The organism is Bacillus sp. IS1, from assembly GCF_032461585.1.
GTDB lineage: Bacteria > Bacillota > Bacilli > Bacillales > Bacillaceae > Bacillus > Bacillus velezensis.
The window spans coordinates 1-13,181 of the sequence record NZ_JAWCWR010000005.1 but is presented as its reverse complement, the minus strand read 5'-3'; the positions used below and the strand labels follow the sequence as shown (position 1 = coordinate 13,181).

Below are 13,181 nucleotides of genomic sequence, written 5' to 3'. Positions count from 1 at the left end.
GTGCTTTTGATTCTGTTTTTTCTCGGCTTGATTTTCGGTTCTTTTTTTTATACAGCAGCGTGCCGTATCCCGCTTCGAATCTCGGTTATTTCGCCGCGTTCAGCCTGTTCGTTTTGCCGCTTGCCGCTCTCTTGGGGGGAACTTGTGCCCGTCGTTTCCTATATTCTGCAAAGAGGCAGATGCAGAAACTGCCGTGCGAAGCTGTCGGTTATGTATCCGGCGGCGGAATGCTGGACGGCGTGTTTATTCACGGCAGCAGGCATTCATTTCGGTTTCTCGAAAGAACTGTTAGTCGCGCTGTTATTTCTGTCTCTGCTCATGATTGTTACTATGACGGATCTGCAATATATGCTGATTCCTGACAAGGTTCTGCTGTTTTTTCTTCCGCTTTTCATCGCCGGCCGTATGTTTTCTCCGCTGGATACATGGTATGCAGGGTTTGCCGGAGCCGTTTGCGGATTTTTTCTGCTTGTTTTTATCATGTTTGTCAGTAAAGGAGGCATCGGCGCAGGTGATGTGAAACTGTTTGGGGTGATCGGCCTGCCGCTCGGCGTGAAGCTCGTGCTCATTGCATTCTTTCTTTCCGTTATGATCGGAACCGTATACGGTATGTGCGCCGCAGCCCGGGGCAGGCTTGGTAAAAAGCAGCCATTTCCGTTTGCGCCGGCCATCTCAGCCGGGAGCGCTTTGAGTTATTTATACGGTGAAGAGCTGTTTTCGTTTTACATCAAGCTCGCTTCAGGCGGGGCTTGAAAAATTTGGCGAACGTTTTTTGGACAAGACGACAAAAGTCTTGTTCTTTTTTTTTTCGCCTATGCTAAAGTGTGAACCATGATCAGTTCAAGGTACGGCCAAGACGAATGCAAGGGGGAAGAGACGTTGAAAAAAAGGAAGAGCAAAAAGCACAGCAAAGCCAAAAATAATGCCCTTAAAGTAACCATTAACGGACAAGAAGAAACGATGTATGGACAAGAAGATGTGAAAGAAGGCGGGGAGAAAACCGTCACATTTTCAAATTGGGAGGAAACAAAAAAGGCGGAGCAAGAGACTGCCGCATCCCATGAAGATCCGAAAGAAGAAGATTTCAATTGGGACCATGAGAAGAATTCTGAGGTATTTGAAGATGACCCGAAAGTCGTTCCGCCATACCAGAAGAAAAAAAACGGCCCTCATTTTCCGAAAAAAAAGCAGCCGTCTTCTCCAATTAAAAAAGCGGTCACGACAATTGCCGTTGCGGCTGTTTTAGGCACCGGGCTCGGCCTTGTCGCCTTAAATATGTCGGGAAGTAAAGAAGCCTCCGCTCCGGCATCAGCTGACAAAGGTTCACAAGGGCAGACGGCGAAAGCGGGAGATGTTTCTAAAGACAAATCTGAAACAGCCGGCACAGGAGATGCGGAATCTTCAGAGGGAAACTATAAAACATATGCGGTGCAGGCCGGAAAATTTTCATCAGAAAAAGGAGCGCAAACGCTTGTTGACCAGCTGACTGAAAAAGGATACTCGGCCGTCTCACTGGCAAAAGAAGACGGATACACATACGTGATCGCCGGGCTTGCAGCGGAAAAAAGCTTATCACAGCAATTGGGTCAGACACTGATAGACCATGATTTTGAGGCTTGGGGCGGAAAAGAGCTCAGCTTCGCTGTCGATTCAGGACTGGAAAACTCTTTTAAACAAGCATCTGAGCTCTCCGCCAAAGCGATTACCGGCAAAGATCTTTCAAAAACGGAAGTGGCTGAAGCGGCAAAAGCGGCATCCAGCGCAGACGCCGCTGACAAAAAGCAGAAAGAGGCCGTGCTTCAAGCGCTGAAAGAACTGGAAACGTCGGGTTCGGAATCAGGCTGGAAAGCCCAAAAAGAGCTTTTAAGTGTTGTAAAATAGTATCTCATTTCCCGTCATCCGGCGGGATTTTTTATTTTGTCATCAAAAAGTTATTTTTCTGAAATTGTGGTTGCCCGTTTGATTTGGTAGGATAGACAAGTATCTTTTTTTCTTAAGCAAACCCTGAAAGGATGACAATCATGACAAAACGCTTAATACTCGCATCACAATCTCCGCGAAGAAAAGAACTCCTTAATCTTCTTCAGATTTCTTACAGCATTATTGCAAGCCGCACAGAAGAAAAATTAAATCGAAACCTTTCGCCGGAAGAAAACGTCCAATGTTTGGCCGAGCAAAAAGCCGGTGCTGTATTGGCCGAAAATCCCGATGCAGTCGTTATCGGGGCTGACACGATGGTGTGCACAGACGGCGAGTGCCTCGGCAAACCGCGTGACAGGGAAGAAGCGGCACAGATGCTGCGGAGGCTTTCCGGCCGAAGCCATCAAGTCATTACGGCGGTCAGCATTCAGACGCATGACCGGAAAGAAACGTTCTGTGACACGACGGAAGTGACGTTTTGGCCGCTCAGTGAAGACGACATACAGCTCTACATTGAAACAAAAGAACCGATGGATAAAGCAGGTGCATACGGCATCCAAGGAAAAGGCGCGCTTTTAGTGAAAAAAATAGACGGTGATTTTTATTCTGTCGTCGGGCTTCCTGTCGCTAAAACAATGAGAGCCTTGAAAGAATTTAATATAAAAGCTTGATGTTCAAACCGGGAAGGGGAACAAGGAGGGGTTGATCATCCGTGATCTGCCGTTAAAATTAAGAGATTTCCCCGAAAAAGAAAAACCGAGAGAGCGGCTTCTGCACTTCGGAGCCGAACATCTCTCTAACAATGAATTGCTCGCCATCCTGCTGCGGACGGGAACGAAACATGAGTCCGTCATGAACCTCGCTCACCGGCTGCTGCGGACGTTTGACGGGCTGCGACTGTTAAAAGGCGCCTCTGCCCAGGAGCTTTCCAGCATTCCCGGAATCGGCACGGTGAAAGCCGTTCAGATTCTAGCCGCAATTGAGCTGGGGAGCCGCATTCATAAGACATCCGCCGGGGAGCATTGCGTCATCCGCTCTCCGGAAGACGGGGCGAAGTATGTGATGGAGGATATGCGCTTTTTATCCCAGGAGCATTTTGTCTGCTCATACTTTACATAAACACTAATAAAAATGTATGTCTAAAATCTTGGCCTTATTATCTTTCTTCTCAAACTCAATATGCTTTATAAGCTCTTGGACAGTTTGTCTTTTTTCCTCTCCTGTTAGAACAGACCAGTTTTCTCTGAACATTTTTGCTAGCTCTTTAGCCCGCTCAATATTCAAAGGTTTTTCTATGGGCTGTAAATCATTCTGCTCAAGTTTGGCCGTAGCTTTTTGCAGGGCCTCTTTTGTTTCTGCCATAAGCTGTTCAAATTCTTGATCAGTCATTAGCTCCATGGACCAGGCTTTTTGATATTTCTTTCTCTGCTTTTCAATACTAATTATTTTTTGATGGAGTTTATCGTAGTCCTGTTGCTTCTCTTGAGGTATTTTTGGCTCGCGCTTAAAGTTCGCATTCTGCATATATTCTATAAGTGCTTTTTCGAATTTTTTCTCACTTATTCCAATTGCCGGTTTTTTGTTTAGGGCGCACGCTTGGCATCTATAGTGATTACTTTCTACGTTCTTATTGTCTTTTTTCCTAAAATATATGGAGCGCTCGCACGTTAAGCGGTTGCCGCAATTGGGGCATAATATTTTTGCTTGGAAAATAAATATTGATGAGGTTTCCCTTCTTTTGAAATTTTGCCGATCGTGTAACATTTTTTGGAGCTGTTCGAATTCTTTTTTTGATATGTAGCCCTCAAATGCACCCTCTAATATTTCACCCGCCCAACGAAATCCGCCATATAATACCGGGTTTTTCAAGATAACCAGGATAGAAGCTATGTGCCACTTATACCCCCTTTTCGGAATAGCGTCAGATTCGTCAAGATAATCAGCCAGTTCTCTGAGCGAATAGCCTTTCTTGATCTTATCTATCATATCTAAAAGGACCTCACCCTCCTCTGGATTCTTGACCAGGCTCTCACCCTCCTTTGTGAATCCGAATGGTGCGGGCGCGCTAAATTGTCCCTGACGCGCTTTTTCAACTTGCCCCATTTTAACCCGCTCCCCTAAGTTCTCTCGCTCCCATTGCGCCATGGCGGCCACTAATGTAATAAATAGCCGGCCTGTTGCTGATCCTGTGTCATAAACTTCCGTAGCAGAACGAAAGACTGCCTGATATTTATCAAAGTAATCTAAAAGGGAATAGAGGTCGCGAACAGAGCGGGTCAGACGGTCGAGCCTGTAGACTAAAACTGTGTCAATAATGCCCTGTTCTATGTGCCTAAGCATCAGCTCCAACGACGGCCTATGTATGTCTTTTGCGGACTTGCCTTCATCAATATAAAATTTGTAACTATCCCATCCTTGAGAAATGCAATACGCTTTTAGCTTTTCCTTTTGGGCAGATATTGAGTACCCTTCTTTTGCTTGTTCTTCTGTTGAAACCCTAACGTATATCCCGACATTCTTTGGAGTGTTTTCATCCATCAAGTTCATGATAATCTATCCTCCCTTTTTAGAAACGTATGTTCTGTTTTAAGGCTAAAAATTTTTCAGCTCTGATAGGTCTTTTAGGTGGGCTAACTCTGCAGGAACCCCATTCATGACAGCTATATCATCAAGGGTGAATTCAGTATTTTTATATTGGCTTACTACCCAATCGGGAAGAAGGAGCTCAACCGCAAAGGTATTTGCTTCAACCTCATATTTATCAACTGAGAAAAGAGTACGCTCTTTCATAAATGGTGTATTTGCCCGTGGGTGTAACTGTGCATGCCCTAATTCATGGGAGCACACAAAAGTTCTTTCTGCCTGGTTTAAGTTGGAATTGATAACGATATATTTATTTCGCTTATCATACTTATAAAAACCCATTATTTCATGATGCAAGTTCCATGGAATAACATTTATATTTATGTATGATGCAAGCTCATAAGGATTACTGGTTTTATACTTTTTAATTAGTCTTTGCACAGCTGCTTTTATCAAAGTATAAGGCCCCCTATTCTTGATCGTCTTTTCTATATTTCTTTGGAGTGTACTTTTTATTTATTCTTTGCGTTTGACGAACTATGTGCTCCATCGCTTCCATGAGAGACTCAACAGCTTCTTGACTCATGGGCTCCCCAGAAAAGCTAAGACCGTCCGATTTTTCTAAGTCCTTTCTTATTTCCTCCATACGTTTTGCAATGTCCTTTTCTTCTTTTGAATTATATTCGGCCTGCTCTTCTTTAATAAGAGTTTCCTCGCCAACAATGGCAGAGACCTGAATGCCCAACGCGCCTGCAACTGCTTCTAATGTGGAAAGGCTTGGGTTGTATCTATCTCTTTCAATATCTGCAAGGTATGAACGTGAAAGATTGGCTTTTTCAGCCAGTTGCACTTGGGTTAATTTACGTTCCTTCCTAATGGCTTTGATTCTTTGCCCTACAGTCATTATGATCACCTATCTCCTTTACAACACATAGTGCCTCACTGTGCCACTGTGTCTTGTGGCATGACACAATTATAGTATCCGAATGTCGGAAATACAATACTAAAAAAGACGGAAATACAAGTATTTTTTAGCAAATTGACGGAAATACAAGATAAATACTCTCTGAATCTTTAAAATGCTTGAATTTCGTCAAATTTCGACTTTTACAAAATGTCGTGAATACCATACAATTTAGACATACCTTAACGGGAGGTGATAATCATGCTGGATGGGAAAAAGCTTGGGGCTTTAATTAAGGACAAAAGAAAAGAAAAGCACTTGAAACAGACAGAAATGGCGAAGGCACTGGGTATGTCCAGGACTTATCTTTCTGATATCGAAAACGGAAGGTATCTGCCAAGCACAAATACACTTTCCAGAATAGCTATTTTTATTAATCTGGACTTAAATATATTGAAAATGACGGAAATACAAGTATCTGAGGAGGATGGATATGATAGAGCTGCCCGCACATGTAGAAGACAGGCTTTATGAGATTTTTATGAAAATATCAGTTCCAAGGTTACTTGAGAAGGAAGCCCTGGAGAAAGGAGAGGAGTCGAATGCGGAAAGAAAAGGCGCTTGACCTCGCGGCCTTCTTCGCTGAATTTGAACAATTGATGATCAAAAAAAATCGGCCATTCATCGGCTGTTACTGTAGAAAACAAATGGTTAAATATTGTGCTGTTTATTTAAATGTGGAATGAAAGGAGCCAATCCATGAACTTAAACGAATTTTTAAAAACAGATCGCCAAAATGCGGAACGGAAAATCAAGTCAATTAAATTTCTTTTACAAGATTTGATCCCGGATGCCCTTCAGGATGGTGACTTTGACGGCTGTTTAGAAATGATTGAAACCTTAAAGCAACATTGCGAAGACCTTAATCGGATGCATCAACCAGCATTAGTCTCACAATTACATGAAATCGCGTCTCGTTTTTCTTTAAGAGGGATAGATGTTGCGGTTGTGCAAAGGGGGCTGACAAGTGAACATGTCTAATTCAGTTTCCCCGCAAATCACAAATATATGGCCGGAGGATGAAAAGTCGAGAGATTTCATATCACTTTTAAATGAAAATGGCCCGCTCTTCATTTTTCCAAAAGATGTTACAGACAACAGAGGAGAAAAGGTGGAGATCATCGAAAGGGCAAAATCAATTTCCGGTAAAGTCCTTATGGAATTTACCCAAGACGGAACTGATTATTGTATCCAGTGGTGCCGGGCTTCCGAGCAGGAAATTATAAAAGTTAGGCAACGCGAATTAAAGAGAATGGAGGAAGCAGCATGCAATTAAATTTAGTCGAATCAAACGGACAATATCTTGCCGATAGCCGGGATGTTGCGGAAATGGTGGGGAAAAATCATTTTCATCTTATGAGAGATATTGAGGGCTACATAAAGGTGATTGAGGAAAATCCAAAATTGGATTCTCAAACATTTTTCATCCCTAGCACATATCTGACAAAACAGAATAAGGCAGCCAAGCATTATTTAATTACAAAACTAGGGTGTGAATTGGTCGCCAACAAAATGACAGGGGAAAAAGGCATACTGTTTACCGCTGCTTACGTGGATCAATTCAATCAGATGGAGCGGCACTTGCAAAACGATTACTCACAGTTAAGCCCGCAACTTCAACAGATGATACGTTTTGAACAAAAGCAAAGTGAACATGATAAGCGATTGAACCAACTTGAAAACAATTGGCAAATTGATTCCTTTCAGCAAAATGTAATTCAAAAGCAGATACGTAAACGTGTTTATGAAATCCGTGACAATTACGACAACAGCGAGACAGGCACACGCCGTTTGTTTGCAGGCATTCACCGTAATTTTAGAGACGCGTTCGCCGTCCCGTCGTACAGAGATTTACGCAAACTTGATTTTGAGGACGCTAAAGCATGGATTAAATCATGGCGGCCACTATTTTAGGAGGAATGGAAAATGAATACATTTGAGTTTTATAGTCAAGTCAAAGCGTTAAAAGTGGAAGTGAACCATGTTTCTACAGAGTTTCATGCATTTATCCTGAATGCAAATAAAGCCCTTCAAGATGGCCTTGATCGTATAGCAGAATCAAATTTAACGCATCTGTTTGCTGGTGCATCAGAAAGGGATATTCCCGACGAGGTTCTTCAATCACTGAGTAAATTTTTCAACGTAGATAAAATTATGGCCGTTTCAAAATATAGCCCATATAACACTATGGTTTGGATTAAGCGACTGCAGCGCAAAATAAACGATTGGAACAAACTCACTTTAAAGTATCAAAAACGTCTGTGGGCCATATTGAACGAGGTTGAGGGCTTAGAAACCTATCAAGCCATAGGGCATAAATGGCGAACTGAGATCAACGAAATTAAGCAAGAAATTAATACAGCATTAAATTACAGAATCTCGTGCCAAGAGAAACTAGAACAATATCTAACTATGTCAGTAGGCTACTGGAAAATGAAAAAGAACGACTTTTTGTCTCTTATATCTGTAGATCACAGTAAAGCAAGAGCGTCTGAAATGAGAAAGATAATTGATGATCTGCCGGACGAAATTGATTCTGACAAACTTTTAGTTGAGGTTGTCAATAAAAATATAGAGGCCTCCGAAGACGATGTTTACTTTGATATTTTCTTTGCTGGTGTTATGGAACGTGTTAAAAGCGGGGAGATTGATACGTTAAGAATGTTTCAAGAGGTTATAAAAGAGCCGATCCCGGTGTATAAAGCCGTAAAAGATGAATACGGCCGAGTTGTATCAATTGAACGGGAGCGGCCCAACCTAAAACTAATGTAGAAGAAGGTATGCCATTTGGTCGAGAAAGAGTGCTGCCACACTTTTTCTTGACTGGCTTGAATAGAAAATACCACGCTTCTTTTAAAAAATCAATTCAATATTTCAAATATATACCATGAAAAGGGGAAGAAGTTATGAAATTAATGGGTACGCCATCTAAAATGATCGAGGTTGGAAATAAATGTGGGATTAAGCATGGAGCGGTCGAGCTGGGTTCACATTTCTATGACGCGGGAATGGTTGCAATTCTAAAGCTTGTCGCACGTACGGAGCTGCATGATTCGAACGAGGTGAAAATTGAAGTTTCGGAAAAAGCAAAGGCTGCTAATGAACAAGTAAACAAGCTTTTCGAAGCCTTAGTAAATAAGCTGTCAGGAGAGCAACTGGAGCTATTCAAAGCGTTTGATGAAGCATATTCTTGCAAGGCTTCATTTGATACAGAAGATGCATTCAGCGCGGGTTTTGTGGGCGGCTTCCGTTACTTAATGGGGGAAGCGGCTTACAGCAACGATATGAATTTTTACAAGTAAAGGTGAGTTAAATGATTGGTTGGATAAAGCTTCATAGGAGTGTTCAAGATCACTGGATATACCAAGAAAAAAGAAAGTTTTCTAAATATGAAGCTTGGCTCGATTTACTTATGATGGCCAGTCATAAAGATAATAAATTCGTGTTAGGAAATGAGCTTTATGATCTTAAAAGAGGGGAATTTATTTCATCCATTCGTAAACTTGGTGAACGTTGGTCATGGTCAAATACAAAAGTGACTCAGTTTCTTGATCTGTTAAAGAAAGATGAAATGATTGATTTTAAAAAAGACACTAAAAAAACGCTTATAACCATTGTCAATTATGGGGTTTACCATGATTCTGATGAAGAAAAAAAGACAGTGATCGAACACAAAAACGACACGAAAGCGACACAAAAACACACAATCAAGAATGAAAAGAATGTAAAGAATGAAAAGAATATAAAACCTTCTCGTCTCAAATATGAAATTTGCGACATGGAGAACGCAGAATATCTTTTTAAAGAAATCCAAAACAATAACCCGGATGCTAAAAAGCCGAATCTTGAAAAATGGGCCAATGAATTTAGGTTGATCCGCGAACGGGACAAGCGCACAGATCAGCAGATCAAATATTTAATCAATTGGTCACAACAAGATAGCTTTTGGAAAACCAATATACTTAGCCCGGCCAGTCTTAGAAAACAGTTTGATAGACTGGTCACCAAAATTAAAAGTGATAAAGAGCAAAAAAAGGCAAATAAGGCTCCGCGGTTAAACGTAGAGGAGTTTGATTTAGATGATTAAAAAACAAACCTTTGAAATCATGGCGCTCATAAAACAATACTTTGAGCATTTCGAGATAACGCAGGATAAAGTTGATTCGTGGCATGAGCTGTTACACGATGCTGATTTTGAACAAGTGCGTGGTAATCTCATTCGTTTTTGTAAACGGAGCAAGTTTCCGCCAAAAGTTGCTGACTTGCTAAACGAAAAAAATCTTATCGTTGATCGGATCAATGCGATCCCGTCCATAGAAGAGACAAAAAACTATCTTGCCAGCCTTTCCGCTCCCGTTGAGCAAACGGAAGAGGAACGGGCGTCAATTGAAAAGTCAAAAGCGGAAATTAGAAAAATCTTAGGAATCGGTGAATGACATGAACGCAACTGCTTTTCTATACAACACAGACGCGGAGCAAACCTTTTTAGGGGCGCTCCTTCTTAACCCTGATTTATTAAAAGACTGCAGAACAAAGCCGCTGCACTTATCCCAGGTCAAGCATAAAAACTTATTATCTGCGATGTTAGAACTGGACACAAAGGGGATACCCATTGATTTAGTTTCAATTACGGAATATATCGGCCGGGACAACCTGGGGAGCGTCGGGGGTCATCAGTATTTGGCGGCCTTGGCTTCCTCTGTTCCGACTACTGCAAATATCGGATTCTATGAAAAAATCATTTTTGAGCACTGGCAAAGGCGAGAAATGGGAAAAATAGCGGAAGAAATTAAGCAGAATTCATCAAATGACGATCCTTCCGCTGTCATTCAATCTACTATATCCGATTTAATGCGCTTAGAAGACGCCACAGGCGACGAAGAAGACGGGACAATACAAAATGACCTGTTAGAGATTTATGAAGAACTGGCGGAGCCTAAAGGGGAAATTACGGGCATGCGGAGCGGCTTCACGGAGTTAGATCGAATGACGTCAGGTTTTCAAAAACAAGAATTAGTGATTATTGCCGCTCGTCCGTCTGTAGGGAAAACCGCTTTTTGTCTAAACGTGGCTCAAAACTTTATGTCAAGCCCGCTTAATCAATATAAAGGCGGGGCAGTAGGGATTTTCTCCCTTGAAATGTCCCGAAAGCAACTTTTAAAAAGAATGGCGTCAAGCCTTGGAAATATTAACGCCCATGCAATGCGAACCGGCAATTTAACGGCGAATGACTGGAACAAACTTTCACAAGCAAACGGGGTTCTTGGCTCCGCCGATCTTAGGATTTTTGACCGCCCAGGCGTTACGGTGAATGAAATATGGTCAAAGGTCAGAAAAATGAAACGTGAATTTGCCGGAAAAGATATCTTGATCATTATTGATTATCTGCAGCTTATTTCAGGATCAGCAAAACACAGGGGCAACAGAACGCAAGAAATAAGCGAGATCAGCCTCATGTTAAAACACATGGCCCGCGAGTTGGATATTTGCGTTATTGCTCTCAGTCAGCTTTCACGGGGTGTTGAACAGCGGCAGGATAAACGACCGATGATGTCAGACATAAGAGAATCGGGACAAATTGAACAGGACGCGGATGTCATTGGGTTTCTTTATCGGGATGATTATTACGACAAAGAAAGCGAAAGCAAAAATATTATTGAGATCATTATAGGCAAGCAGCGAAACGGCCCGGTTGGAACTGTTTCACTGGCGTTCATCAAAGAATACGGGCTTTTTGTCAACCTGGAGCGGCGTTTTGACGATTAGAGATTGGTATGAGGCAGCGCTTCGACACAATTATTACTCACTTATCCTGCTGATCGAATTTTTGGTGTACGAGAAAAAAACGGTGCGGCTGCAGGATTCGGAAGAGGTGCTGAATTTTTATTTGCAAGAGAAATTTAGAGACAGGATGAACGCTTATTTGCTTGCTTTCGAGCAGGAAAGACAATATGGGAAACCGGTATGACAAATACTATCGCTTTCTGAATAAGGAGGCCCGGCCATGATTGAATATCATTGCCCGGACTGCGATTATACAAAATTTGATTTAGAAATCCGTGCAGATGCCCGCTGCCCGCATTGTGGGCGCGGCATGGGCGCCGAGGAGGAAATAGCGTGAATGAAATCGAGTATAACGATTGGATAGCAATGATCAAAAAGCTGAACGAGGGTCAGCCGAGTGTTTTGGAACTGGTTAACAATCAGATTGAGTCCTATGAGAAGGATAAGGAGGGCGCGGAATGAGTAAAAAAGAGACAGAAACAGCGGACATAATAAAATGTCCTCACTGTAATCATTTAATGGAATATGTTGACTATATCGTGTTTGGAGATATGTCGGGAGAATTTGAGATGGATTGTGAAAAATGCAAAAAGAGATTCAATGTCGAGTTTTATAGTATTTATTATTTTGCATCTAATAAATTGGAGATTGGCGAGTGAAAAATCCTTTTGAAGAATCAGTAAAGAAATTAGCAACCGAAGGGCTTTTCTTATTACTGGAAGATATTAAACACAGGATTAGGGATGCTCTTTTATCTGAAAATCAATCCTATTTACAGCAACAACAGCAAAGAGCGGGTATTGTCAAAAAAGAAATCGACAGCCGTTCCGTGTCCGGAAAGATAAATAACCAAAAAAGGGGGCAACCATTTGAGACTAATTAAATTAGATTCTATAATAGAGAAAGATAAACTTGTAATTGACATGGGAACGCATGAAAATTTTGCAGTCATTGTTTCAAATGGGGAAGCAAGAATGACGCCGCTTCCTGAGCATGGAGAAACAAAAATTGTCACGAGTAAAGGGAAAGTTACCCGCGTTAAGTGGGATGAAGGCGAATTATTCAACTGAATAAGTCCAAGACGGAAAGCCTGCGGACACTGATCATTGTACAGATTTACTGTGCTCTGATTGGTGTCCGTTTTTTGTTTCCCGGAAGCGGCAAAGAAATGCTCATATAAATGCGTAGGGTTCAATCTGAGGGCATTTCCCAAAAGGTAGGAAATGGGTTGGCAAAGGATGAAACGTGCCGGGAGCGGCTGATTTAAGGGGAAATAACAGGAGGAGCATATGCAAGATTTAATCATTGAATATAAAAGCGCATTGAAAGATGTTAAAAAGATGTACCGGCAGTTATCGGCGGTTGCTGACAGTCTCTTAACCGCTGAACAAAAAAACGATAAAAAGATAATTGGGGGCATGATAAACGACCTTGAATATACAATCGAATGGCTGCAGAATGGGAGACAACCCGGCGCCCGCCGTGGTGCTGATCGTAGGGATGTGTATAAAAGAACAATTCTGGCTGATCCGCGTTTAATTGATGCGCTGCCAGAAGAATACGCAATCGTTCAAGAAGCTGAGGGAGAAGTAAGTGAATGGGATAAGGAAAGAATCGCTGATGCCCTTTCCGTCCTCACAGAAAGAGAAAAAGACATATTCATGATGCACGCTGTGCAAAATATGTCTTTTGAAGAAATAGCCGCTTTACTCAATATAAAAAAAGGAACCGTCCAAAAGAATATTGAACGATCCCGCTTAAAAATGAAAAATAGAGCAAATGACAGCCTTTTTTGTTTAGCGTAACAGGCTGTCTTTTTTTATGATGATCTTTTATTAATGCCAAGCCGCTCACGTAATGCAAATTGAAGAAGCTGCGAAAAGTTTACACCTTCTTTTTCTGCTGCTTCCGCCAGCCATTTAGGTACAGT

At 41.8% G+C, this 13,181-nt stretch carries 21 protein-coding genes and 2 pseudogenes; 19 read left to right on the top strand and 4 right to left on the bottom strand.

Annotation, left to right across the window (positions count from 1 at the left end):
* The 4 genes and pseudogenes from RUW00_RS16795 to RUW00_RS16780 all read left to right on the top strand — a co-directional run.
* A complete protein-coding gene (locus tag RUW00_RS16795) occupies positions 1–753 on the top strand; it encodes a prepilin peptidase (protein WP_017418284.1) in 753 nt (250 codons plus the stop codon).
* 126 nt (positions 754–879) lie between these two features.
* Positions 880–1,881: an SPOR domain-containing protein gene (locus RUW00_RS16790; protein WP_095272527.1), complete on the top strand. Its 1,002-nt coding sequence runs from the start codon at positions 880–882 to the stop codon at positions 1,879–1,881.
* Positions 1,882–2,021: 140 nt separating this feature from the next.
* Complete coding sequence (locus RUW00_RS16785) at positions 2,022–2,591, top strand: Maf family protein (RefSeq protein ID WP_280145354.1); 570 nt, start codon at positions 2,022–2,024, stop codon at positions 2,589–2,591.
* 31 nt (positions 2,592–2,622) lie between these two features.
* Positions 2,623–3,030: pseudogene (locus RUW00_RS16780) on the top strand (UPF0758 domain-containing protein); the annotation flags it as partial.
* Between the two features lie 12 nt (positions 3,031–3,042).
* Here the strand turns inward: RUW00_RS16780 and RUW00_RS16775 are convergent.
* The 3 genes from RUW00_RS16775 to RUW00_RS16765 are packed head-to-tail and all read right to left on the bottom strand — an operon-like array spanning position 3,043 to position 5,407.
* Positions 3,043–4,467, bottom strand: coding sequence for a recombinase family protein (locus RUW00_RS16775; protein WP_172870003.1), 1,425 nt, complete (start codon positions 4,465–4,467; stop codon positions 3,043–3,045).
* Positions 4,468–4,512: 45 nt separating this feature from the next.
* Entirely contained in the window at positions 4,513–4,959 is a 447-nt protein-coding gene (locus RUW00_RS16770) for an ImmA/IrrE family metallo-endopeptidase (protein WP_015968241.1), read from the bottom strand.
* A gap of 13 nt (positions 4,960–4,972) precedes the next feature.
* Entirely contained in the window at positions 4,973–5,407 is a 435-nt protein-coding gene (locus RUW00_RS16765; protein WP_046559964.1) for a helix-turn-helix domain-containing protein, read from the bottom strand.
* A 261-nt stretch (positions 5,408–5,668) separates the two neighbouring features.
* On the opposite strand from RUW00_RS16765, the gene RUW00_RS16760 reads away from it, so the two are divergent.
* The 15 genes from RUW00_RS16760 to RUW00_RS16690 all read left to right on the top strand — a co-directional run bounded on the left by RUW00_RS16760 (position 5,669) and on the right by RUW00_RS16690 (position 13,056).
* Positions 5,669–5,941 carry a helix-turn-helix transcriptional regulator gene (locus RUW00_RS16760; RefSeq protein WP_265987833.1) on the top strand — a complete coding sequence of 91 codons (273 nt, stop codon included), beginning with the start codon at positions 5,669–5,671 and terminating at the stop codon, positions 5,939–5,941.
* A gap of 225 nt (positions 5,942–6,166) precedes the next feature.
* Positions 6,167–6,448 carry a YqaH family protein gene (locus RUW00_RS16755; protein ID WP_265987832.1) on the top strand — a complete coding sequence of 94 codons (282 nt, stop codon included), beginning with the start codon at positions 6,167–6,169 and terminating at the stop codon, positions 6,446–6,448.
* Complete coding sequence (locus tag RUW00_RS16750) at positions 6,435–6,743, top strand: hypothetical protein (protein ID WP_104679009.1); 309 nt, start codon at positions 6,435–6,437, stop codon at positions 6,741–6,743. The genes RUW00_RS16755 and RUW00_RS16750 overlap by 14 nt, the downstream gene beginning before the upstream one ends.
* Complete coding sequence (locus RUW00_RS16745; RefSeq protein WP_104679008.1) at positions 6,734–7,381, top strand: Rha family transcriptional regulator; 648 nt, start codon at positions 6,734–6,736, stop codon at positions 7,379–7,381. The genes RUW00_RS16750 and RUW00_RS16745 overlap by 10 nt, the downstream gene beginning before the upstream one ends.
* 12 nt (positions 7,382–7,393) lie before the next feature.
* Complete coding sequence (locus tag RUW00_RS16740; protein ID WP_315956683.1) at positions 7,394–8,239, top strand: hypothetical protein; 846 nt, start codon at positions 7,394–7,396, stop codon at positions 8,237–8,239.
* 134 nt (positions 8,240–8,373) lie between these two features.
* Entirely contained in the window at positions 8,374–8,769 is a 396-nt protein-coding gene (locus tag RUW00_RS16735) for a DUF6809 family protein (protein WP_048367380.1), read from the top strand.
* Positions 8,770–8,780: 11 nt separating this feature from the next.
* Positions 8,781–9,554 (top strand): hypothetical protein, encoded by a 774-nt coding sequence (locus RUW00_RS16730; protein WP_045510156.1) that lies wholly within the window; start codon positions 8,781–8,783, stop codon positions 9,552–9,554.
* On the top strand, positions 9,547–9,903 hold the full coding sequence (locus RUW00_RS16725) for a replicative helicase loader/inhibitor (RefSeq protein WP_104679006.1): 357 nt from the start codon (positions 9,547–9,549) through the stop codon (positions 9,901–9,903). Before RUW00_RS16730 ends, RUW00_RS16725 begins: the two co-directional genes overlap by 8 nt.
* Position 9,904: 1 nt before the next feature.
* Positions 9,905–11,233 (top strand): replicative DNA helicase, encoded by a 1,329-nt coding sequence (dnaB, locus tag RUW00_RS16720; protein WP_315956682.1) that lies wholly within the window; start codon positions 9,905–9,907, stop codon positions 11,231–11,233.
* Positions 11,223–11,435: a hypothetical protein gene (locus RUW00_RS16715; RefSeq protein WP_104679004.1), complete on the top strand. Its 213-nt coding sequence runs from the start codon at positions 11,223–11,225 to the stop codon at positions 11,433–11,435. The genes dnaB and RUW00_RS16715 overlap by 11 nt, the downstream gene beginning before the upstream one ends.
* A 149-nt stretch (positions 11,436–11,584) precedes the next feature.
* Positions 11,585–11,713 (top strand): hypothetical protein, encoded by a 129-nt coding sequence (locus RUW00_RS16710; protein ID WP_257791813.1) that lies wholly within the window; start codon positions 11,585–11,587, stop codon positions 11,711–11,713.
* Positions 11,710–11,910 (top strand): hypothetical protein, encoded by a 201-nt coding sequence (locus RUW00_RS16705; RefSeq protein WP_032867706.1) that lies wholly within the window; start codon positions 11,710–11,712, stop codon positions 11,908–11,910. The genes RUW00_RS16710 and RUW00_RS16705 overlap by 4 nt, the downstream gene beginning before the upstream one ends.
* Positions 11,907–12,134 (top strand): hypothetical protein, encoded by a 228-nt coding sequence (locus RUW00_RS16700; RefSeq protein ID WP_013351461.1) that lies wholly within the window; start codon positions 11,907–11,909, stop codon positions 12,132–12,134. The genes RUW00_RS16705 and RUW00_RS16700 overlap by 4 nt, the downstream gene beginning before the upstream one ends.
* Positions 12,121–12,321: an XtrA/YqaO family protein gene (locus RUW00_RS16695; protein ID WP_013351462.1), complete on the top strand. Its 201-nt coding sequence runs from the start codon at positions 12,121–12,123 to the stop codon at positions 12,319–12,321. The genes RUW00_RS16700 and RUW00_RS16695 overlap by 14 nt, the downstream gene beginning before the upstream one ends.
* Before the next feature lie 219 nt (positions 12,322–12,540).
* A complete protein-coding gene (locus RUW00_RS16690) occupies positions 12,541–13,056 on the top strand; it encodes a sigma-70 family RNA polymerase sigma factor (protein ID WP_095272619.1) in 516 nt (171 codons plus the stop codon).
* 14 nt (positions 13,057–13,070) lie between these two features.
* Here RUW00_RS16690 and RUW00_RS16685 read toward each other — a convergent pair.
* A pseudogene (locus RUW00_RS16685) lies at positions 13,071–13,181 on the bottom strand (type II toxin-antitoxin system HicB family antitoxin); the annotation flags it as partial.

Excerpts from the sequence above, each read along its gene's own strand:
- RUW00_RS16785 (WP_280145354.1), top strand. The coding sequence starts at position 2,022 with ATGACAAAACGCTTAATACTCGCATCACAATCTCCGCGAAGAAAAGAA.
- RUW00_RS16775 (WP_172870003.1), bottom strand. The coding sequence starts at position 4,467 with ATGAACTTGATGGATGAAAACACTCCAAAGAATGTCGGGATATACGTT.
- RUW00_RS16765 (WP_046559964.1), bottom strand. The coding sequence starts at position 5,407 with ATGACTGTAGGGCAAAGAATCAAAGCCATTAGGAAGGAACGTAAATTA.
- RUW00_RS16760 (WP_265987833.1), top strand. The coding sequence starts at position 5,669 with ATGCTGGATGGGAAAAAGCTTGGGGCTTTAATTAAGGACAAAAGAAAA.
- RUW00_RS16755 (WP_265987832.1), top strand. The coding sequence starts at position 6,167 with ATGAACTTAAACGAATTTTTAAAAACAGATCGCCAAAATGCGGAACGG.
- RUW00_RS16745 (WP_104679008.1), top strand. The coding sequence starts at position 6,734 with ATGCAATTAAATTTAGTCGAATCAAACGGACAATATCTTGCCGATAGC.
- RUW00_RS16740 (WP_315956683.1), top strand. The coding sequence starts at position 7,394 with ATGAATACATTTGAGTTTTATAGTCAAGTCAAAGCGTTAAAAGTGGAA.
- RUW00_RS16735 (WP_048367380.1), top strand. The coding sequence starts at position 8,374 with ATGAAATTAATGGGTACGCCATCTAAAATGATCGAGGTTGGAAATAAA.
- RUW00_RS16730 (WP_045510156.1), top strand. The coding sequence starts at position 8,781 with ATGATTGGTTGGATAAAGCTTCATAGGAGTGTTCAAGATCACTGGATA.
- RUW00_RS16725 (WP_104679006.1), top strand. The coding sequence starts at position 9,547 with ATGATTAAAAAACAAACCTTTGAAATCATGGCGCTCATAAAACAATAC.
- dnaB (WP_315956682.1), top strand. The coding sequence starts at position 9,905 with ATGAACGCAACTGCTTTTCTATACAACACAGACGCGGAGCAAACCTTT.
- RUW00_RS16705 (WP_032867706.1), top strand. The coding sequence starts at position 11,710 with ATGAGTAAAAAAGAGACAGAAACAGCGGACATAATAAAATGTCCTCAC.
- RUW00_RS16690 (WP_095272619.1), top strand. The coding sequence starts at position 12,541 with ATGCAAGATTTAATCATTGAATATAAAAGCGCATTGAAAGATGTTAAA.